Here is a 20,443-nt window from a genome sequence, read left to right as displayed (position 1 = left end):
AAGAATTAATTAGTCTTTAATATCAAAAATAATAGGTAAAGAATATATTGATGCAACATTTTTATCACGCTGTTTTGCTGGAATAAATTGAGGAAGTAGCTCCATAACTCGAGTGGTTTCTTTATCAAAATAGGGATGAGGCGACTTTGATCTTACTATAATGTCTTTTGTAATTCCTTGCTCATCTATAGTGAATTGGATATACATTTTTTGTTTGCCAGATAAGCCTGCTTTTTTTGCGTTTTCTATATCAAAGTTTTTTTCAATAAACTCTCTTAGTTGTTTGTTAAGATATTCTTTCTGTCCTTGAATAGATAAACTGTCAGGAGTGTTTGGAAATTTTGGATGAGAATTAATAATCATTCCAACAACAATATCAGTTACATCCTCTTCATCTTCCATCTGTTCTTCAACTTCAATAACTTCTCCAGTTACATTAGGAATAGGGCAAAAAGGAGGAGCAGTAATTTCTGTAGAATCTTTTTTTGATGTCTTTTCTAGAGTTTCATTAAGTATTTGTTCAACATCTGTGTCAATTTCTCCCATTTTTTCAATAGTGTCTGTTTTTGTATCTATCAACTCAATGCTTTCAATTTTCTTTGTATTGCCTTTTTCATCAGCACAACTAAAAATAGTGGTTCCCATAGCTAATAATAATGCCAATAAGAACATTTTATGAAAACTTAGTGTTTGATCAAAAACACTTTGAGACACTTTTAGGTTAATGGTATCTAATTGACTTTGTTTAATGTGTCCACAAATACGTTGGTGCTTGTTGTTATGGATAAAGTCTTGAATGTCATCAGTGGTCATAGTTGTAAAGTCGACAACGGTTTTGGAGCAAGATTGACAAAAACGCCCTTTTTCATTAGGCGTCATTTTGGACCAGTTCTCATGACATGGTTTGGGAATAGAAATTGAATAGTGAGGTTTCATAATTAATAGCTTTGTAGTTTGAATATCAAATTTCTTGCCGATTTGTTTTTGATTCAATTAGAATTGTATTTTTACAACTATGGAAAACCCTTTTGACGATACCTATTTTATGAAAAAAGCTTTACAGGAAGCTGAAATTGCTTTTGAAAAAGGCGAAATTCCTGTTGGAGCTGTTATAGTAATTGAAGATAGAATTATTGCAAGAACACATAACCTAACTGAGTTACTTAATGATGTTACTGCTCATGCCGAAATGCAAGCCATTACTGCTGCAGCAAATTTTTTAGGAGGAAAATATCTGCACAATTGCACATTATATGTTACTCTAGAACCTTGCCAGATGTGTGCAGGCGCATTGTATTGGAGTCAAATATCTAAGATAGTGTATGGAGCTAGTGATGAAGAACGTGGTTGTATAAACCTAAAAACAAAACTGCATCCAAAAACTAAAATGGTAGGAGGTGTACTGCAAGACGAAGCTTCGCAGCTGTTAAAGCGTTTTTTTATTGAAAAACGCAATTTAAATTAGGGCATAAAAAAACGCCCAACATTTCTGTTGAGCGTTGAAACTGTGATAAATAAAGTATATCGCTTAGAGAACTTGCACGTTAGCGGCAACCATCCCTTTTCTTCCTTCTTCTTCTGTGTACTCCACATTATCGCCTTCACGAAGTTCAACACCATTTAGGTTTGAAACGTGTACGAAAATGTCTTTTCCTGTTTCGTCGTTGGTAATGAATCCAAATCCTTTTGAATCATTAAAAAATTTAACTGTTCCAGTCATTGTAAAAAAATATTAATTAAAGGACAAAGGTATAATATTAAATGAAGCAATATGTTAACAAATTGTATTTTTATTAAAAAATTGATAATCAGCGTTTTTTTTCACGATTTCGCATTTTTTCTAAATTCTCATTGGTAATCATATAGTCTTTAAGATTTTTATCTTTCCATCTGTAGTAAGAAAACAACGGAAACACAACAAAAAACAACCCAACTACACCTAATCCAATAAGTTTTTGAGAGTATTCAGCATCAATAGCAAAACCACAAATAATAGATGCTAGTGAAGCAAAAAACGCAATGCCTGTGAAAATTTTTATAAATCGAATCATGATGTAAAATTAATCAATTCGCGTCTATAGGCAGTGAGTAATTTAGATTTTGACACAAACCCATAGTACTTCCCATCTTTTATCACTGGTAAATTCCAAGCTCCAGAATCTTGAAAGCGCTGCATTACCTTTTGCATGGAATCTTCATTATAGTTTATATAATCTGGTGGATTATGCATAAAAGTTTCAACCGAAGTAGTGTTATATAAACTTTGGTCAAACATCACATTTCTTATATCGTCCAATAGAATAATACCAACCAATCGTTTGTCTTCATCTACAACAGGAAATAAATTCCTGCTTGATTTTGCAACACCTTTATGAAGCATTTTACCTAAAGACATCTCAGGATGTAGAAGCGTAAAATCATTTTCAATCACGCTATCTAATGTCATTAATGTTAATACACTTTTGTCTTTATTATGAGTTAACAAAGCGCCTTTTTCAGCCAATTCTTTAGTATAAATAGTGTGCTCAACAGCATTTTTGGTAATAATGAATGACATAGAAACTGTAATCATTAACGGAACAAAAAGTTCGTAGCCACCAGTAATTTCGGCAATTAAAAATATAGCAGTTAAAGGCGCGTGAAGTACACCAGCAATTAATCCTGCCATTCCAATTAAAGTGAAATTAGATTCAGAAACATTAAAATTTAGTCCAAGATTATTAATGATTTTTGCCACAACATTTCCTAAGGCACTACCCATAACCATTGTTGGGATAATAATACCACCAGCTCCACCAGCTGCAAGAGTTGTGGTCATGGCAATGGCTTTAAAAATTGTAATTCCTATTAATAAAGCAATAACAACCCAAATGTTATCAATAAAAGCGTCAAAAGGAGTTTTTCCTAATGCTTTTAGATGGTTGTCGTGTAATAAATCATTTATAAAACCAAAACCTTCACCATATAAAGGCGGAATAAAATAAAGCATAGTACCTATTGCTAAACCACCTGTAATGAGTTTTTGACCATTGGTTTTAAACCGATTAAAAAATGCATAAACGCCAAAGTATATTTTAGAAAAATAAATGGAAGCTATTCCTGTTCCAATACCAAGTACTAAGTAAAACAGCGTGTCTTTAATGGTGAATTTATCAACAACGGTAAAGTTGAACAGCACTTCATCACCTAAAAAGAAATAAGATGTCAATACCGAAGATACCGAAGCAATTAAAAGCGGAAGCAACGAAGCAAATGTGAGGTCTAAACTAAAGACTTCAATAGCAAAAATAATTGCTGCAATAGGTGATTTAAAAATAGAAGCTATAGCACCTGCAGATGCACAGCCTATTAATAAAGTTCTTGTTTTCCTATCAATATGAAATAGTTGACCAATATTAGAGCTTATAGCAGAAGCAGAGGCTATTGCAGGACCTAATAGTCCTACCGAACCACCAAAACCTACTGTTATTGGAGCAGTAATTAGCGGTAAGTAAATTTTACTTCGCTTTAATAAACCATTCTTTTTGGAAAGTGAAAATAGTATGGTTGGGATAGCGTGTTCAATAGGTTGTTTTGAAATATGCTTAACAAATAAATACACTAACCACAACCCAATAATTGGAAAAATGAAGTAAAAACTACTTTGAGAAAAGGTAATGGTTTCTAAAAACCACTCAATACCATAGGTAATGTTTTTTATGATTACTGAAACAATTCCAGCTAGTAAACCAATTAAAATACTTAAAAGGAATACAAAGTTTTTATGGGAAATATACTTGTATCTCCAAATATGTATTCGTTTTAAGAATGATTTTGCTGGCATAAATTAAAACTACTAAAAAATCCTGCAATTAGCAGGATTTTATTTTTATGATTTTAAATTGAGTTTTAAATTGAGTTCCGTGAGTTGCTCTTCATCAATAGGAGCAGGAGCATCTATCATAACATCTCGACCAGAATTGTTTTTTGGGAATGCAATAAAATCTCTAATGGTTTCTTGACCTCCAAGAATAGCCACTAATCTATCTAGTCCAAAAGCTAATCCACCATGAGGAGGAGCTCCATATTCAAAGGCATTCATAAGGAAACCAAACTGTGCTTTTGCTTCTTCTTCGGTAAACCCTAAATAGTCAAACATTAAGGCTTGCGTTTTTTTATCATGAATTCTAATAGAACCACCACCAATTTCGTTTCCGTTTAACACTAAATCATAAGCGTTTGCTTTAACAGCTCCAGGATTGGTTTCTAAAAGTTCTAATTGTCCTGGTTTTGGAGACGTAAATGGATGGTGCATGGCATGGTAACGCTCTGTGTCTTCATCCCATTCTAATAATGGAAAATCCATTACCCAAAGTGGCGCAAATTCATCAGGTTTTCTTAATCCTAAACGTTCAGCAAGCTCCATACGTAAAGCACTTAACTGTGTTCTTACTTTGTGAGTATCACCTGATAGTACACAAATTAAATCTCCTGCTTTAGCTCCAGTTGCTTCAGCCCATTTAGCTAAATCGTCTTGGTCATAAAACTTATCTACTGAAGATTTGAAAGTACCATCATCATTACAACGACAATACACCATACCTAAAGCGCCAACTTGCGGACGTTTTACCCAGTCAATAAGTTTGTCTATCTCTTTTCTTGTGTAACTGTTTCCTCCAGGAACAGCGATTCCTACTACTAATTCAGCGTTGTTAAAAACACCAAAGTCTTTATGTTGTGCTACTTCGTTAAGTTCTCCAAACTCCATTCCAAAACGAATGTCTGGTTTGTCGTTTCCATACAAACGCATAGCATCGTCATAAAGCATTCTTGGGAATTCTTGAATATCAACTCCATTTACTTCTTTAAGTAAATGACGTGTTAAACCTTCAAAAGCGTTTAAGATATCTTCTTGCTCTACAAACGCCATTTCGCAGTCTATTTGTGTAAACTCAGGTTGTCTGTCGGCACGTAAATCTTCGTCTCTAAAGCATTTTACAATTTGAAAATACTTATCCATTCCACCAACCATAAGCAATTGCTTAAAAGTTTGAGGTGACTGCGGAAGCGCATAAAATTGACCTTCGTTCATACGAGAAGGTACCACAAAATCGCGAGCACCTTCAGGAGTAGACTTAATTAAATAAGGAGTTTCTACTTCTATAAAACCTTCTTTTGATAAATAGTTGCGAACTTCTTGAGTAACTTTATGTCTAAATATTAAACTGTTTTTTACTGGATTACGACGAATATCTAAGTAACGATACTTCATACGTAATTCTTCACCACCATCAGTTTCATCTTCAATAGTAAAAGGCGGTAATTTGGCAGAGTTTAAAATGGTTAATTTGCTTACCAATATTTCAACGTCACCTGTAAGTATGTTAGGGTTTTTAGAAGCGCGTTCAATAACAGTTCCTGTAACTTGAATGACAAACTCACGACCTAGCTTTTGAGCTTGTTCCATCATGGTTTTAGAAGTACGTTCTTCATCAAAAATAAGTTGTGTAATACCATAACGGTCGCGTAAGTCTACCCAAACCATAAAGCCTTTATCACGAACTTTTTGAACCCAACCAGAAAGTGTTACTTCTGTATTAATATGTGATGCTCTTAACTCACCACAGTTATGACTTCTATACATACTATAAATTTTGATGTGCAAATTTAATGAAGTTAAATGATTATCAAATAAAAAAAGCCTCAACATTTGTCGAGGCTTTTCTGCTATTAATCAAACTACTTAAACAGGGTTAAGATAGTACTTTCATTATTCTTCAATGCGTTCATTCATAGAAAACGCTACTTGCTCCTCTTCTTCATTGCCAGATGATCTTTTTCGGAGCCACATTTTAAACTTAGTGACTAAGAAGAATAGAACAGGAACTATAATAAGGGTAAGGAACGTTGCAATAAGTAATCCGTAAATTACTGTCCAAGCTAATGGTCCCCAGAAAATAACGTTGTCACCACCAATGTATACATTAGCATCAAACTCTTTAAATAATGTAAAGAAATTAATGTTTAATCCAATGGCTAATGGTACTAAACCAAATATAGTTGTGATTGCAGTTAATAGTACTGGACGTAAACGTGCTTTACCTGCTTTTACAATACTTTCGTATAAATCTTCTTCTTCAAGGTAATCGTCATCTTCAAGATTAAGATTTACCTTTTTTCGGTCAATTAACAGTTGTGCGTAATCTAAGAGTACAACACCATTGTTTACCACAACTCCTGCTAGTGATATAATACCAACCATAGTCATCATAATTACAAAGGCACTTCCTGTTATAACAATTCCTCCAAATACACCTATTAAACTTAAGAAGATCGCTAACATGATAATTGTTGGCTTTGAAATAGAGTTAAATTGGAATATTAAAATGAAGAAAATTAAACCTAAACCTGTAAAGAATGCACCCATTAAAAAGGCCATTTGTTTGTTTTGCTCTTCAATTTGACCAGTATAATCTACTTTAATATTATCAGGCAAACCTTCGTAAGCCTGCATTTCATTTTGAATTTGGGTTACCACAGCTCCAGCATCAGTAAACCCTGGTGCTAATGCTGAATAAACAGTTACCACACGCTTAGTGTCTTTATGCTTAATGGCACTAAATCCTGAAGTGTTTTCGGCATGGGCAATGGCAGAGACAGGAACCTCTCTAATCTGTCCACTTGCCATATCTCTAAATGTGATTTTTTGATTGAAAAGTGCACTTTTATTGTAGCGGTTATCTTCATTAAATCTCACATAAATATCATAATCGTCACCACCTTCTTTGTAAATGCCAGCTTTAGACCCGAAAATTGAATTACGTAATTGTTGTCCAACTTGTGATGCAGTTACACCTAATTCACCTGCTTTTTCTCTGTCAACAATAACACGCATTACAGGTTTGTCTTTGTTAACATCAATTTTAAGCTCATCAATACCAGCTACGTTTTTACTGTTGATAAACTCACGCATTTGCTCAGCAGCATTGATAAGTTCGTTATAGTCTTCACCTTCTAATTCGATATTAATTGGTGCTCCTGCAGGAGGTCCATCAACATTTTTTTCTACAGAGATTAATACACCTGGGAATATGCCAACTAAAGCTTTTTGAACTTTTTGACGCAGTAACTCACTGTCTTCACCTTCACGATATTTAAACTCACGCATTGATGCGGTAATTTTTGCTTTGTGAGGCATTTCGGCAGCTGAACCACCATCGGTTTGTGGGTTTCCAGCACCTTCACCAACTTGAGATACAGCACTTTCAACCATAAAGTTGTAATCGCCATTTTTATATTGGTCGTCATCTAAAACATCGTAAACAATCTTTTCAATTTCTTTAGTTATAGCATTGGTTTTTTCAATTGCTGTACCTTCAGGATATTCAATGTAAACAATAATTTGATTTGGGATGTTATCTGGGAAAAACTCTACTTTAGTACGTTGTGTAGCCAATGAAGCTCCAAAAGCTATAAAAGCAATAATAAGTAGTAAAAATGTTCCGATAGTTAAACCGTAAGGACGCCAACCTTTTAAGGCTTTACGCAATTGTCTTTCATACCAGTTTTCTAGTTTTACTAATGTTTTGGTTTGGAAATTATTTGCCCATTTACGTAAAAACAATCGATACACCCAAAGCATAACAGCTGTAAATACCATTAAGGTTCCTAAAGCTCTGTATTCTCCACCAACAATAAATATAATAATACCAATAACAGCCATTATAATTGTTGTTCTTATGATTTTGTGAAGTGGCATGTCTTTGTCTTCGGTATTCATAAACTGCGATACCAAAACTGAGTTAAAGAAAATTGCAACAAATAATGAAGACCCTAATACTATGGATAATGTTTGAGGTAAAATCATCATAAATTCACCCATAATTCCAGGCCATAATCCTAATGGAATAAAGGCAGCTACAGTAGTTGCTGTAGAAATGATAATTGGGAAGGCAATTTCACCAATACCTTTTTTAGCAGCTTCAATTCGGCTCATGCCTTCTTCGTCCATTAAACGATAGACGTTTTCAACAACCACAATACCATTGTCTACCAACATACCAAGTCCCATAATTAGCCCAAACAATACCATAGTGTTTAGGGTAATACCAAACATACTAAGTATCATGAGCGACATAAACATAGACATTGGTATTGCAAACCCAACAAATATGGCGTTTTTGAATCCTAAGAAGAACATTAAAACTGTTACTACCAGAATAACTCCAAAAATGATATTGTTTACTAAATCATCAACTTGACCAATAGTAACTGAAGATTGATCGTTAGTAATGGTAATGTCTAAATCTTGAGGGAAAACATTTTCTTTAGATTCCTTAACTATAGTATGAATTTGCTCTGCAGCATCCACCATATTTTTACCAGCACGTTTTTTTACATCGAGCATTACTACTGGATGTCCATACTCACGTGCATAAGTGGTTTTGTCTTCTTCTTTAAAGCTAACCGTTGCAACATCTTTTAAATAGATAGGATAATCGTTTTCAGATTTTACAACAAAGTTTTCCAATTCTGAAGGTGTTTCGATTTCACCTAAAACTCTAATGGTACGACGTTGTCCACTTGCTTTGATATTACCAGCAGACATAGTTACGTTTCCACCATTTATGGCATTAATGATATCGCTAAAAGTTACTTTAGCTGCGGTCATTTTATAAATATCTACTGCAACTTCAACTTCTTTTTCTTGAGCACCACGAATAGCAACTTCTTTAATTTCTAGTAAGTCTTCAATTTCATCTTGAAGGTATTCACCATATTCTTTAAGTTTTTCTACAGGATAATCACCAGAAATATTAATGTTTAGAATTGGCATCTCTTCTGAAAGGCTTAGCTCAAACACATCAGGTTCTACTTTTGCACCATTAAATGTTGGCCAATCCTCGCCAGCAGTTTCAGATTCTATTTCGTCTTTTACCTTCTGTTTGGCTTGTTCAACGGTTAAGTTTTCGTCAAACTCAACAATTACCATAGAGTAATCTTCGGCTGAGGTAGAGGTTATTTCTACTACATTACTAACGGTTTTTAATTGGTCTTCTAGTGGGTCTGTTACTAGTTTTTCAATGTCCTCAGCTGTGTTTCCTGGAAAAACTGTGCTTACATATATTTTGGTTTCGTTTACTTCTGGGAAGTTTTCTCGTGGCATATCAAAAAATGCCGAAACACCTAGATAAAAGAATACCAATATAAGGACATACATTGTCGTTTTATTGTTGATTGCCCATGAGGACAACCCAAATTCTTTATTGACTTTTTTCTGTTTGTCAGTCATAACTTTGGTTGATCGTTAATTGATTGAGTCTTTATTGATATTAATTACCTTAACTGTTTGCTCGTCTTTAACACTACGTGCACCTTCTTTAATGATTTCAGCACCTTTTTTAATTCCTGAAAGGACTTCAATAACATCGCCTTGTGTTTTACCAGTTTTGATAATTACTTTTTTAGCAACACCTTCTTCTTTATCATTTTTATCTTCAACAACATATATGTATTGCTCGCCTTCAGCATTTTCAGAAATAACACTTTGAGGAATTAAAATAGCATTCTCGTTAGTGTAATCGTTGATTTTTAACTTCGCTGTTAAGTTTGGTTTAATAGTATTGTCTCCTTTAGGTAATCCAATTTCAACTTTAAATGTTCTGTTAGCAGCATTGATAAAATCTCCTGCTTGACGAACATTACTTTCAACAGTTTTACCAAGTACAGGAAACTCAACATCTACATGTTTACCTACAGTAACGTCTTTAATGTAACGTTCAGGAACCTCAGTTTCTATATACATATTACTTAGGTTTACAATTCGCATTAAAGGCGATTGACCAGCAGCTACAACACTACCTTGTTCGGTGATAACATCGTCAATAGTTCCAGAAAATGGAGCTCTTACAGTAGTTTTAGCTACTTGCTGTTTTATTTGGTCAACAGCTTTTTGTTGCGCTTCGTAATTAGATTTTGCTTGTAAAAACTGAATTTCACTACCTATGTTTTGATCCCATAAACGTTTTTGACGTTCGTAAGTGGTTTTAGCTAAATCTGCTTGAATTTGAAGCTGAGACAATTGTTGACCTAACCCACCATCATCAATTTTAGCTAATACTTGTCCTTTAGTTACCTTTTGTCCTTCTTTTACATATACATTGGTAAGAATACCATTATACTCAGGTGTAATAACTAAAAGGTCTTTGGTTGTAACATTACCTTGAACTTCAAAATAGTGGTTAAACGCTTCTTGTTTAGCTGTAATTGTAGTAATAAGTGGTACTTTTTTTACAGTATCTAGTTTTGAAATAACAGCATCTAGTTGTTTTAGCTTTTCATTTGCTTCGTGTTGTTCTGCAACAACTTCAGCACGTTTTTGGCGTAATAATTCTAGATTATTGGAGCTTAAAACATTCTCCATAGAGTTCTTTTTGTTTTCGCCTCCACATGAGACTAAAACTAAAGCTGTAATTACTAATAAATATATTTTTTTCATGATGTGGTATTACGTAATTGATTAGTTTGATTGAATAGTGTTAAGTGTGGTTTCTAATTCTGCTTTAGAGTTAATTACGTTAAGCATTGCTTGTAAAAACTCTTGTTGAGCAGTATATAGTTGAGTTTGAGCTTGACGTAACTCAAAGCTAGAACCTACACCTTCAAAAAATTTGGTTTGGTTTTTACGCTCGATACGTTCGGCTAGATTAAGATTTTCTTTTTTGTTGTCGTATTCTTCAATAGCAAATTGGTATTCGCTTTTAGCATTAGCTATTTTAAGCCTTATTTGTTGTTCGGTTTCGGTTAAATCAGCTTTTGCTTTTTCAAGATTTATTTGAGCACGTTGTGTTGAAGCACTTCGCATACCTGAACTAAATATTGGAATGTTTAAGCTTACACCAAATAATGAAGAACCAAACCAATCTTGATCCTTTTCTAAAAAGGAAAAATCATCGCTAAATGCAGAATAGCCACCATTAACAAAAGCGTTTAGTGTTGGTAATGCTTTGCTTTTTTCTAGTTTAACCAAAAGCTCTTTTGAAATCATATCGTTTTCAGAAATTTGAAAATCAATAGTATTTTCAACAGACTCATTAGCCTCTAATAACTCTAAGCTTATATTTTGTGCAGTTAAGGTTTCTAAATTATCAGTAAGTGTTGTTTGAGAGTTTAAGTCAATACCAAGAGTTATATTAAGCATTTGGTAAGCTAATTTTTTTAAACGCTCAGTATTTCTTAAGTTACTTTCTACACTAGATAATGTGATTTTTAATTGTTCAACGCTCTCTTCTTCTTCAAGACCATTTTCATAAATCTTAGTAGTCTCGTTAAGGTTTTTAGTTAGTACTTCTAAGTTTCTTTTTAAAATAGAAATACTTTCTTCAGCAAGTAATACATTTCCGTAAGCGTTAATTACTGCTTTTCTTACTTCTAAGTCGGTTTTAACTTTGGCATTTTCAGAAATTTGTAAATACACTTTTGCCGATTGTAAGCCAACAAGATATGACCCATCAAAAAGTAATTGAGATAAGGTAGCTGTTGCAGTTACGCTTTGTTTTGTTCCAAAACGTAAAGGAATAAACCCTTGAGGAGTGGTAACATTGAAGTTGTCTTGAGTTACATCAAAATAGTCATTCACTATATCAATAGTGCTTTGAGTATTGTCAAAAGCAGCAGCAGGTAAAAGCTGAACTTGTTGTTTTAACCAGTTTTGATAATCTACACCAACATTAACTTGTGGTAATCCTGCAGCAGTGGTTTCCCATTTTTGCTTTTTTGCAGCTTCTATATCTCGAGTAGCATTTTGTGCCGATCGATTGTTTTCTAGAGCATAATCTATAGCTTCCTGTAGGCTAAAATTATAGACATTCTCTTCTTGAGCAAAAGCTGACCAAGACAAGAATAACCCTAAAAGGATAATTGAGATGTGTTTCATTAATTATTGTTTTGATTGATTTGTAAATAGTTGTTTAAGTGTTCTAGTCCTTTGCTTGTGCAAATACCTCGCAAATGGTATTCTAGATAATTGTTCATAAGCATTCTCATAGAAAAATGTTCTAATGGAAATAATGACTTGTCTTTTAAAGCCATCATACAATTAAAATAGATTTTTGATATGAAATCTGAATTCAAATCTTCTCTAAATAATCCCATTTTTTTACCACGTTCTATGTTGCACCCAACACAATCTTCCATAACACACATTTGCTTTTCTTTAATGTTATGGAAAATTTTTGGGTAGTATTTTTCTAGTTGATATTGAGGAGAAGACTTTTCATCTTTTAAGTTTTTCATCAAAAACTGTTTGATTTCATAAATCTCTTCAATAGGGTTTTTTTCTTGGGTTCTAATCTCTTCAATACCAGTAGAAATAATTTGAAACAAAAGCATTACTGCTTCTTCAACCAATACGGTTTTGTTTTCAAAATACTGATATATCGTTTTTTTAGAGATGCCTTGCGCATTGGCAATATCATCCATAGTTACACTCTTAAACCCATAGGTTAAGAACAAATCGACTGCTGTTTTTAAAATATCTTGCTTCATAATTCTGAGGCAAAACTACGACAGGAAACTTTAAAAACAAAAAAAGTTTCCAAAGTTTTAACAATTATTTAATATTGAAGATTGTGCTTGTTATACTGACGACAAATACCGATTTTTGTTTCATGCAAACAGTACAATATTATCAAGAGCAGTTTATAGCTTATTTGGAAGAGTTTACAAAACAACGTGAGCCAGAAAACCTTTATAATCCAGTTAATTATATTTTAAAGTTAGGAGGAAAACGCTTGCGACCTGTTTTAACTTTAATGGCAGCCGAAGTTTTTAATTGTGAATACCAAAAAGCGCTTGATGCTGCTTTGAGTGTTGAGGTGTTTCATAATTTTTCATTAGTTCATGATGATATTATGGATGATGCACCTTTGCGAAGAGGTCAAGAAACTGTTCATGAAAAATGGGATATTAACACAGGTATTTTGTCTGGTGATGCGATGTTAATTTTAGCATATCAGTTATTTGAAAACTATGAGGCTACTACTTTTCAGGCTTTGGCAAAGTTGTTTAGCAAAACAGCTTTAGAGGTTTGCGAAGGACAACAGTATGACATTGATTTTGAAACACGAGATGATGTTACTATTCCTGAGTACTTAAAAATGATTGAGTATAAAACCGCTGTTTTGGTTGGTGCTGCTATGCAAATGGGAGCAATTGTAGCGCAATCTTCTAAAGAAGACCAAGAAGGTATTTATGCTTTTGGCAAAAACTTAGGTATAGCTTTTCAATTACAAGATGATTATTTAGATGCTTTTGGAGACCCAAAAACGTTTGGAAAGCAAGTAGGTGGTGATATTATAGAAAATAAAAAGACCTTTTTATATTTAAAAACCCTAGAGTTTTCAAATGCTAATGATAAGTTACAGTTGCAGCATCTTTTTAGTATTAATCCAACAGACGCTAAGGATAAAATAGAAACCGTAAAGCAGTTGTTTGAGTCGAGTGGTGCTTCTGAAGCTACAAAACAAGAAATAAAAAAATATACCGAAAAGGCGTTTTCAGTTTTAGAACATCTAAATATTTCAAATGAAAATAAAGCTATCCTTAAAGTATTTGGGGAACAATTAATGAACAGAAATGTATAATGCAGCTACCAGCAACTTTTGAAGAATTAATTGATGAGGCAAATAAGCTTGAGTTGTATTCTAAATTAGTAAAGCAACTAAATAAAGATTTCTTGTTTGCTAACATTGATTTAGATTTTGATGAAGCTATTTTACCAACAAGTTTAAAGCTACTGCTTCATGAAACCGTTTACAAACTCATCCAAGAAAAATTTGCAGAGTACCTTAACTTACTTTACATCATTGATGTGCCTGAACATAAAATAAAGCAGCTAAATGGTGATGATACTTTAAAACTTTCAGAAGAGGTTACCTTTTTAATTTTGCTTCGCGAATGGCAAAAAGTATGGTTTAAGCATAAATACTCTTAAAAATAAAACCTAACAAAAGGCATCCAAGGGTCAGCATAAATGCTTTTGTCTTCATCGTATAAAACGTCATATCGAATACCAAAGGTTACATTTTGAGTTCTGTAACCAGCACCAATAAATAAAGCAGGATACCAATAGTTTTGGTCTTCAATACCTAAATTATCTTCCCATTTTCTGCTCACGTTGAGTTCTTCAAATTCTGCAGAAAGCTGAATTTCATTTATAGGTTGAAAAAGACCAATTAAACTACCACCAAAAATGGTGGATTTATAAAAGTTTTTCCTGGAGTTGTAAGTTCCATTAAGTCCAAGCCCTAACGCAAATTGATTATTGAATTCATAAATAGCACTTGGTGCTAAAGTGCCACTAAAAAAGCCATCACCAAAGCTTAGTCCTACTCCTCCTCCAAATCGCACATGATTCCAAAAATCGCTAGTGTTTTCTTGGGCATTTACTGTGTTAAAACAAACCGAAATAAGTATTAATAAGATGATTTTTTTGAGGTTAAATTTTGTAGAAAAGGTCTTCATAGTATAAATAGTTGAAAAAGAGATGTTATAAATATAATAAAACATAAGTGTATTATAGTAAAAGTTGTACTTTTGTATAAATTTTGTCGGAACGATACAGTTTTTAACTACTTATGGATAAATATTCCTTTTTAAACGCAGCACATACAGCATATTTTGCTGATTTATACGAACAATATTTACAAAACCCAGACTCAGTTGAACCAAGTTGGAGAGCATTTTTTCAAGGTTACGATTTTGGTAGTGAGAGTTACGGAATGGAAGGTGAAATTGTTGAAGGCGTTTCTACCCAAATTCCTGAGCATGTACAAAAAGAGTTTCAGGTTATAAAACTTATTGATGGTTACCGTAGCAGAGGTCACTTGTTTACAAAAACTAACCCAGTAAGAGCAAGACGTAAATATGTTCCAACGCTAGATATTGAGCATTTTGGATTGTCTAATAGTGATTTAGATACTGTTTTCAATGCAGGTGAAGTATTAGGGATTGGAGCACAAACTTTAAGAGAAATCATCAAACACCTAGATAGTATTTATTGCGATTCTATTGGTGTTGAATACATGTATATTAGAAAACCTGAGGAAATCAATTGGATTCAGGAAAAATTAAATATCAACGATAACCAACCAAATTTTTCAGCAGAACAAAAAAAGCATATCCTTAAAAAACTTAATGAGGCTGTCTCTTTTGAAAGTTTCTTACATACAAAGTATGTAGGTCAAAAGCGTTTCTCTCTAGAAGGAGGAGAGTCTTTAATTCCTGCATTAGATGCTGTAATTGAAAAAGCAGCTGACTATGGTGTTAAGGAGTTTGTAATGGGTATGGCACATAGAGGTCGTTTAAGTACGCTTACAAATATCTTTGGAAAATCTGCAAAAGACATCTTTAGTGAGTTTGATGGTAAGGATTATGAAGAAGAAGTTTTTGATGGAGATGTTAAGTACCATTTAGGTTGGACAAGCGATAGAGTTACCGACTCTGGCAAAAAAATAAACCTTAACATAGCACCAAACCCTTCACACTTAGAAACTGTTGGAGCAGTTGTTGAAGGAATTACTAGAGCAAAACAAGACGATAAATATCCTGAAAACCCATCTCAAGTACTACCAATAGTTGTGCATGGTGATGCAGCTATTGCTGGTCAAGGATTAGTGTACGAAGTTGTGCAAATGGCACAATTAGATGGTTATAAAACTAATGGAACCATTCATATTGTAGTAAATAACCAAATAGGTTTTACTACTAACTATTTAGATGCAAGATCAAGCACCTATTGTACTGATGTTGGTAAGGTAACATTGTCACCTGTATTACACGTAAACGCTGATGATGCCGAAGCTGTAGTGCATGCCATGTTGTTTGCTTTAGACTTTAGAATGCAGTTTAAACGCGATGTATTTATAGATTTATTGGGTTACAGAAAGTATGGTCATAACGAAGGTGATGAACCTAAGTTTACACAGCCATTACTTTATAAAGCTATTGCAAAGCATCAAAACCCAAGAGACATTTATGCTCAAAAACTAATTGACCAAGGTATTATCACTAAAGACCATGTGTCACAATTAGAAGAAGATTACAAAGCATCTTTAGAAGAAAAATTAGAAGACTCTCGTAAAGAGGATAAAACAGTAATTACTCCATTTATGCAAAATGAATGGACTGAATATATTACTGTTGATGAAAATAAAATGATGAAACCTGTAGATACTGCTTATTCTGCTGAAGGATTAAAGCGTATCACAGAAGTAATTTCTTCGTTGCCAAAGGACAAAAAATTCATACGTAAAATAGAGCGTTTAGTACAATCCAGACAAACTATGTTTGATGAAAACAAGTTAGACTGGGCTATGGCTGAACACTTAGCCTATGGTAGTTTACTAGAAGAAGGTCACGATGTTCGTATATCTGGTCAAGATGTAGAACGTGGTACATTCTCTCACAGACATGCCGTTGTAAAAGTAGAAGATAGCGAAGAAGAAATTGTATTACTTAATAAGTTGAGTGATAAGCAAGGAAAATTCTTTATCTACAACTCACTATTATCAGAATATGGTGTGGTAGGTTTTGATTATGGTTATGCTATGGCAAGCCCTAAAACCTTAACCATTTGGGAAGCGCAATTTGGAGATTTCAGTAATGGAGCTCAAATTATGCTAGACCAATATATTTCTGCAGCTGAAGATAAATGGAAACTTCAAAATGGTTTGGTAATGTTATTACCTCATGGTTATGAAGGTCAAGGTGCAGAGCATTCATCAGCACGTATGGAACGTTACTTACAACTATGTGCAAAAGATAATATGTATGTAGCCGATTGTACAACACCAGCTAACATGTTCCATTTATTACGTAGACAAGTAAAAGCAAAATTCCGTAAGCCTTTAATCGTGTTTACGCCTAAGAGTTTATTGCGTCATCCATTGTGTGTGTCAACAGTTGATGAGTTTGCAAATGGTAGTTTCCAAATGCTAATCGACGATGAGTCTGTAAAAACTGATGCTGTAAAAACGCTAGTGTTTGTAACAGGTAAGTTTTATTATGACTTATTAGAAGAACGCGAAAAACTAGAAAGAAACGATGTTGCTTTAGTAAGAATAGAGCAATTATTCCCATTACCAGAAAAAGAAATTAAAGCTGTTTTGGAAAAATACAGTCATGTTGAAGATATGGTTTGGGCTCAAGAAGAACCAAGAAATATGGGAGCTTACAGCTTTATGTTAATGCATTTAGATGAAGCTAAAAACTTTAGAGTAGCATCGAGAAGAGCTTATGGAGCACCTGCAGCAGGAAGCTCAGTACGTTCTAAAAAACGTCATCAAGAAGTTATTGATTTCGTTTTCGATAAAACAAAAAACAACCAACGATAAAATAAAAACAAATCCAAAAACATAAAATTATAGAACAATGATTTTAGAAATGAAAGTACCTTCACCAGGAGAGTCTATTACTGAAGTAGAAATTGCAGAATGGTTAGTGCAAGATGGTGATTATGTAGAAAAAGATCAGGCCATTGCTGAAGTAGATAGTGATAAGGCAACTCTTGAGCTTCCAGCTGAAGCTAGCGGAACGATTACCTTAAAGGCAGAAGAAGGTGATGCAGTTGCAGTAGGAGAAGTGGTTTGTTTAATTGATACAAGTGCAGCAAAACCAGAAAGATCTGATGCACCTGCAAAAGAAGAGAAAAAAAAAGAAGCACCTAAAGCTGAAGAAAAGAAAGCAGAACCAGTTGCAGAGAACAAAACGTATGCAACAGGAACAGCAAGTCCTGCAGCAAAAAAGATTTTAGCTGAAAAAGGAATGGAAGCTTCTCAAATACAAGGCACAGGTAAAGACGGTAGAGTAACCAAAGACGATGCTGTAAACGCAAAACCATCTATGGGAACTCCAACAGGAGGAAGCCGTGGAGAGTCACGTTCTAAACTATCAATGTTACGTCGTAAAGTAGCAGAGCGTTTAGTGTCTGCTAAAAACGAAACAGCAATGTTAACCACTTTTAATGAGGCTAACATGACACCTATTTTTGAATTGCGTAAACAATACAAAGAAGAGTTTAAAGCAAAGCATGGTGTAGGTCTTGGGTTTATGAGCTTCTTTACATTAGCAGTGGTAAGAGCATTAAAAGAATATCCAGCTGTTAACTCTATGATAGATGGAAAAGAAATGATTTCTTACGATTTCTGTGATATTAGTATAGCAGTGTCAGGGCCAAAAGGACTTATGGTTCCAGTAATACGAAATGCTGAAAACTTAACCTTTAGAGGTGTTGAAGCTGAAGTAAAACGTTTAGCATTAAGAGCTCGTGATGGTCAAATTACTGTTGATGAAATGACAGGTGGTACATTTACAATTTCAAATGGAGGTGTATTTGGTAGTATGTTATCTACACCAATTATCAACCCACCACAAAGTGGTATTTTAGGAATGCACAATATTATTGAGCGTCCAATTGCTGTTGATGGTAAAGTTGAAATTCACCCAATGATGTATTTAGCATTATCATATGATCACAGAATTATTGATGGTAGAGAGTCTGTAGGATTTTTAGTTGCAATTAAAGAAGCACTTGAAAACCCAGTTGAGTTATTAATGAATAATGATGTTAAGAAGGCTTTAGAGTTATAAAGTAATAGACATATCATATAAAACAAAAAGCGCAATTCCCCTTAAATTGCGCTTTTTTCTTGAAAATAACTAACTAATAACTAAAAAAAATTGACAAGAATATTTATAGATATTATTAAAATGACACTAATTACTAAACCAATAATAAAAAGCTTATTAGAAGATTTTAAATTATGTTTCATCTTAATCGAGTCAATATTTTCACTCAAAATCCCTGGGCAATTAAGCCCAGAGCTTTCAAGTTTCCCTTATAAAAAATTAATAGCACTGTAAAGGTCTAGAATAATTGAAAGCCAAACAATACGTAACGTTACGTATATTTTGGTTTTTTGTAATAAAAAAAGTGCAAATTTTGAGGGTTTGCACTTTTTTCAATCATCATAGTATGGTTAAGTTCATTGAAAACAGACTAAAATATTTAATGTTATTGTTAACACGACACTTAAAACTAGAGTAACAATCAAAGGTGAATTAAAGAGTGACAACTTCTGTTTCATTTTTTTGTAATTTTTAACTTCGAGAATAGTTGTTAAAACAAAAAAGCTCCTAGTTAAGCTAATAACCAAGAGCTTTTTATCCCCTAAGTAGTTTGATTAATAGCACTGTAAAGGTGAGCATTATATCAATGCCAAACAATACGTAACATTACGTATTTTTAAGTAAGAAATTCCTGATTTTCCTTTGCCCAAATCAATAAACTGTTTTGAAACGGAGTGATATCAAGCTTTTTAATGATGTTGCTTTTGTGTTTTTCTACAGTTCTGTTGGAGATAAACATTAGTTCTCCAATTTCTTTTGCAGTTTTGTTTTGCGCAATATGTTTTAATACTTCTTTTTCGGTTGGAGTCAACTCTTCAAGTTCTTTTGGGACTTCTTTAATTTCTAAATGCGAAATAAGTTCAGGACTAAAATACGGTGTGTTTTTTAATACCGAAGAAATACATTGCTCAATTTCAACTAAAGCAAATTCTTTAAGGACATAACCAAAGATATTTAGTGCTTTGGCTTCGTAATAGGTTTCTTCGTCCTTTTCAAAAGTTATAAGGACAATTTTTGTTGGTAAATTATTATCGAAACACTTTTTTGCGATTTCCAAACCTGTCAAATGTGGCATCCTAATGTCTAGTATGGCAATTTCAGGTTGGTGAGTTTCTATAAGGTTGTAGGCGTCTCTGCCATTTTCGGCACTACCTATTATATTGTAGTCCTTTTCTTTTAAAAAATCATTCAGACCTTTTAGGATCAATGGATGATCGTCTGCTATTATTATAGAGGCATGCATTTGTGCTATTAATTAATTGAGGGATTGACTATAAATATAAGCACAATTTTGAAATATTCAGAAAGAATTATACTACAATTTTAAGTATAAATATTTTTTTTGATAATCAATCACTGCTTTTCCCTTTTTTAAGATGTCAGCACCAATAATGCCATCAACTGGTTTTGAGTTATGACTTGTTAGTGCAGTATTTACATGTGTTAGGTTAAATAAGATTAAAGCTACTTTGTCTTTTTTCCATTTACCAATTTTTACTTTATTCTTTTTGGAAATTTGGGTTTCCATATCAGTTGCGCCAGCTCCTGCAGCTCGTATAGGAGAGTCTTTTGCTTTTAAGTTGAACCTCTCAACAGCATCAAAGCCTACGCAAGAGTTTGAAGCACCAGTATCTAAAATAAATAAACCTTTTACTCCATTTATTGTAGCGCGAATTTCAAAATGATTGGTTCTAGTTAGGTGCAGCTTTATTTTAGTAAACCCCTTTTCTAACAGAAACTCTTGAAGACTGTTTTCCATAACTTTTTTTACAAATAT

General features: G+C 33.5%; 17 protein-coding genes. 5 read left to right on the top strand and 12 right to left on the bottom strand.

Annotated elements, in window-relative coordinates; translation table 11 throughout:
• Positions 1–9 precede the first annotated feature (9 nt).
• Positions 10–936: an energy transducer TonB gene (locus tag OD803_RS09890; RefSeq protein ID WP_262733287.1), complete on the bottom strand. Its 927-nt coding sequence runs from the start codon at positions 934–936 to the stop codon at positions 10–12.
• A gap of 79 nt (positions 937–1,015) precedes the next feature.
• Between OD803_RS09890 and OD803_RS09885 the strand changes: the two genes are divergently transcribed.
• Entirely contained in the window at positions 1,016–1,465 is a 450-nt protein-coding gene (locus tag OD803_RS09885) for a nucleoside deaminase (RefSeq protein WP_262733286.1), read from the top strand.
• 63 nt (positions 1,466–1,528) lie between these two features.
• Here OD803_RS09885 and OD803_RS09880 read toward each other — a convergent pair whose 3' ends face one another.
• The 8 genes from OD803_RS09880 to OD803_RS09845 form a co-directional block, all read right to left on the bottom strand.
• On the bottom strand, positions 1,529–1,720 hold the full coding sequence (locus tag OD803_RS09880) for a cold-shock protein (RefSeq protein WP_262733285.1): 192 nt from the start codon (positions 1,718–1,720) through the stop codon (positions 1,529–1,531).
• A gap of 88 nt (positions 1,721–1,808) precedes the next feature.
• Complete coding sequence (locus OD803_RS09875; protein WP_262733284.1) at positions 1,809–2,051, bottom strand: hypothetical protein; 243 nt, start codon at positions 2,049–2,051, stop codon at positions 1,809–1,811.
• On the bottom strand, positions 2,048–3,823 hold the full coding sequence (locus tag OD803_RS09870) for a chloride channel protein (RefSeq protein ID WP_262733283.1): 1,776 nt from the start codon (positions 3,821–3,823) through the stop codon (positions 2,048–2,050). The genes OD803_RS09875 and OD803_RS09870 overlap by 4 nt, the downstream gene beginning before the upstream one ends.
• Positions 3,824–3,868: 45 nt before the next feature.
• Positions 3,869–5,623, bottom strand: a complete 1,755-nt coding sequence (gene aspS, locus OD803_RS09865) for an aspartate--tRNA ligase (protein ID WP_262733282.1) — start codon at positions 5,621–5,623, stop codon at positions 3,869–3,871.
• Positions 5,624–5,749: 126 nt separating this feature from the next.
• Positions 5,750–9,271 carry an efflux RND transporter permease subunit gene (locus OD803_RS09860; protein ID WP_262733281.1) on the bottom strand — a complete coding sequence of 1,174 codons (3,522 nt, stop codon included), beginning with the start codon at positions 9,269–9,271 and terminating at the stop codon, positions 5,750–5,752.
• 15 nt (positions 9,272–9,286) lie between these two features.
• Positions 9,287–10,477, bottom strand: a complete 1,191-nt coding sequence (locus tag OD803_RS09855) for an efflux RND transporter periplasmic adaptor subunit (protein ID WP_262733280.1) — start codon at positions 10,475–10,477, stop codon at positions 9,287–9,289.
• Between the two features lie 21 nt (positions 10,478–10,498).
• On the bottom strand, positions 10,499–11,914 hold the full coding sequence (locus tag OD803_RS09850) for a TolC family protein (RefSeq protein WP_262733279.1): 1,416 nt from the start codon (positions 11,912–11,914) through the stop codon (positions 10,499–10,501).
• Positions 11,914–12,525: a TetR/AcrR family transcriptional regulator gene (locus OD803_RS09845; protein WP_262733278.1), complete on the bottom strand. Its 612-nt coding sequence runs from the start codon at positions 12,523–12,525 to the stop codon at positions 11,914–11,916. Before OD803_RS09845 ends, OD803_RS09850 begins: the two co-directional genes overlap by 1 nt.
• 122 nt (positions 12,526–12,647) lie before the next feature.
• Here OD803_RS09845 and OD803_RS09840 point away from each other — a divergent pair, with 122 nt between their 5' ends.
• The gene (locus OD803_RS09840) at positions 12,648–13,622 is read left to right on the top strand and encodes a polyprenyl synthetase family protein (protein WP_262733277.1); all 975 of its coding nucleotides are present in this window, start codon (positions 12,648–12,650) and stop codon (positions 13,620–13,622) included.
• Positions 13,622–13,972 carry a hypothetical protein gene (locus OD803_RS09835; RefSeq protein WP_131508779.1) on the top strand — a complete coding sequence of 117 codons (351 nt, stop codon included), beginning with the start codon at positions 13,622–13,624 and terminating at the stop codon, positions 13,970–13,972. The genes OD803_RS09840 and OD803_RS09835 overlap by 1 nt, the downstream gene beginning before the upstream one ends.
• Here OD803_RS09835 and OD803_RS09830 read toward each other — a convergent pair.
• The gene (locus OD803_RS09830; protein ID WP_134200640.1) at positions 13,969–14,502 is read right to left on the bottom strand and encodes an alpha-ketoglutarate decarboxylase; all 534 of its coding nucleotides are present in this window, start codon (positions 14,500–14,502) and stop codon (positions 13,969–13,971) included. The genes OD803_RS09835 and OD803_RS09830 overlap by 4 nt on opposite strands.
• Positions 14,503–14,615: 113 nt before the next feature.
• On the opposite strand from OD803_RS09830, the gene OD803_RS09825 reads away from it, so the two are divergent.
• Together OD803_RS09825 and odhB are read left to right on the top strand one after the other, a co-directional pair.
• Positions 14,616–17,372 carry a 2-oxoglutarate dehydrogenase E1 component gene (locus tag OD803_RS09825; protein ID WP_262733276.1) on the top strand — a complete coding sequence of 919 codons (2,757 nt, stop codon included), beginning with the start codon at positions 14,616–14,618 and terminating at the stop codon, positions 17,370–17,372.
• Positions 17,373–17,409: 37 nt separating this feature from the next.
• Complete coding sequence (gene odhB, locus OD803_RS09820) at positions 17,410–18,627, top strand: 2-oxoglutarate dehydrogenase complex dihydrolipoyllysine-residue succinyltransferase (RefSeq protein ID WP_262733275.1); 1,218 nt, start codon at positions 17,410–17,412, stop codon at positions 18,625–18,627.
• Between the two features lie 655 nt (positions 18,628–19,282).
• Here the strand turns inward: odhB and OD803_RS09815 are convergent.
• Both OD803_RS09815 and OD803_RS09810 read right to left on the bottom strand, forming a co-directional pair.
• On the bottom strand, positions 19,283–19,909 hold the full coding sequence (locus OD803_RS09815) for a response regulator transcription factor (RefSeq protein WP_134200647.1): 627 nt from the start codon (positions 19,907–19,909) through the stop codon (positions 19,283–19,285).
• A gap of 72 nt (positions 19,910–19,981) precedes the next feature.
• Positions 19,982–20,425 carry a retropepsin-like aspartic protease gene (locus tag OD803_RS09810; RefSeq protein WP_129760916.1) on the bottom strand — a complete coding sequence of 148 codons (444 nt, stop codon included), beginning with the start codon at positions 20,423–20,425 and terminating at the stop codon, positions 19,982–19,984.
• Positions 20,426–20,443: the final 18 nt, after the last annotated feature.

The sequence above is a fragment of the Gaetbulibacter sp. NE genome (assembly GCF_025548475.1).
In the GTDB taxonomy this organism is placed as follows: Bacteria; Bacteroidota; Bacteroidia; order Flavobacteriales; family Flavobacteriaceae; genus Gaetbulibacter_B; species Gaetbulibacter_B jejuensis.
Note: the sequence above shows the minus strand (reverse complement) of the source record. Positions and strands in the feature narration are given on the sequence as shown.

What these genes read in the sequence shown, in the direction of transcription:
- OD803_RS09890 (WP_262733287.1), bottom strand. Translation starts at nt 936, where the DNA reads ATGAAACCTCACTATTCAATTTCTATTCCCAAACCATGTCATGAGAAC.
- OD803_RS09885 (WP_262733286.1), top strand. Translation starts at nt 1,016, where the DNA reads ATGGAAAACCCTTTTGACGATACCTATTTTATGAAAAAAGCTTTACAG.
- OD803_RS09880 (WP_262733285.1), bottom strand. Translation starts at nt 1,720, where the DNA reads ATGACTGGAACAGTTAAATTTTTTAATGATTCAAAAGGATTTGGATTC.
- OD803_RS09875 (WP_262733284.1), bottom strand. Translation starts at nt 2,051, where the DNA reads ATGATTCGATTTATAAAAATTTTCACAGGCATTGCGTTTTTTGCTTCA.
- OD803_RS09870 (WP_262733283.1), bottom strand. Translation starts at nt 3,823, where the DNA reads ATGCCAGCAAAATCATTCTTAAAACGAATACATATTTGGAGATACAAG.
- aspS (WP_262733282.1), bottom strand. Translation starts at nt 5,623, where the DNA reads ATGTATAGAAGTCATAACTGTGGTGAGTTAAGAGCATCACATATTAAT.
- OD803_RS09860 (WP_262733281.1), bottom strand. Translation starts at nt 9,271, where the DNA reads ATGACTGACAAACAGAAAAAAGTCAATAAAGAATTTGGGTTGTCCTCA.
- OD803_RS09855 (WP_262733280.1), bottom strand. Translation starts at nt 10,477, where the DNA reads ATGAAAAAAATATATTTATTAGTAATTACAGCTTTAGTTTTAGTCTCA.
- OD803_RS09850 (WP_262733279.1), bottom strand. Translation starts at nt 11,914, where the DNA reads ATGAAACACATCTCAATTATCCTTTTAGGGTTATTCTTGTCTTGGTCA.
- OD803_RS09845 (WP_262733278.1), bottom strand. Translation starts at nt 12,525, where the DNA reads ATGAAGCAAGATATTTTAAAAACAGCAGTCGATTTGTTCTTAACCTAT.
- OD803_RS09840 (WP_262733277.1), top strand. Translation starts at nt 12,648, where the DNA reads ATGCAAACAGTACAATATTATCAAGAGCAGTTTATAGCTTATTTGGAA.
- OD803_RS09835 (WP_131508779.1), top strand. Translation starts at nt 13,622, where the DNA reads ATGCAGCTACCAGCAACTTTTGAAGAATTAATTGATGAGGCAAATAAG.
- OD803_RS09830 (WP_134200640.1), bottom strand. Translation starts at nt 14,502, where the DNA reads ATGAAGACCTTTTCTACAAAATTTAACCTCAAAAAAATCATCTTATTA.
- OD803_RS09825 (WP_262733276.1), top strand. Translation starts at nt 14,616, where the DNA reads ATGGATAAATATTCCTTTTTAAACGCAGCACATACAGCATATTTTGCT.
- odhB (WP_262733275.1), top strand. Translation starts at nt 17,410, where the DNA reads ATGATTTTAGAAATGAAAGTACCTTCACCAGGAGAGTCTATTACTGAA.
- OD803_RS09815 (WP_134200647.1), bottom strand. Translation starts at nt 19,909, where the DNA reads ATGCATGCCTCTATAATAATAGCAGACGATCATCCATTGATCCTAAAA.
- OD803_RS09810 (WP_129760916.1), bottom strand. Translation starts at nt 20,425, where the DNA reads ATGGAAAACAGTCTTCAAGAGTTTCTGTTAGAAAAGGGGTTTACTAAA.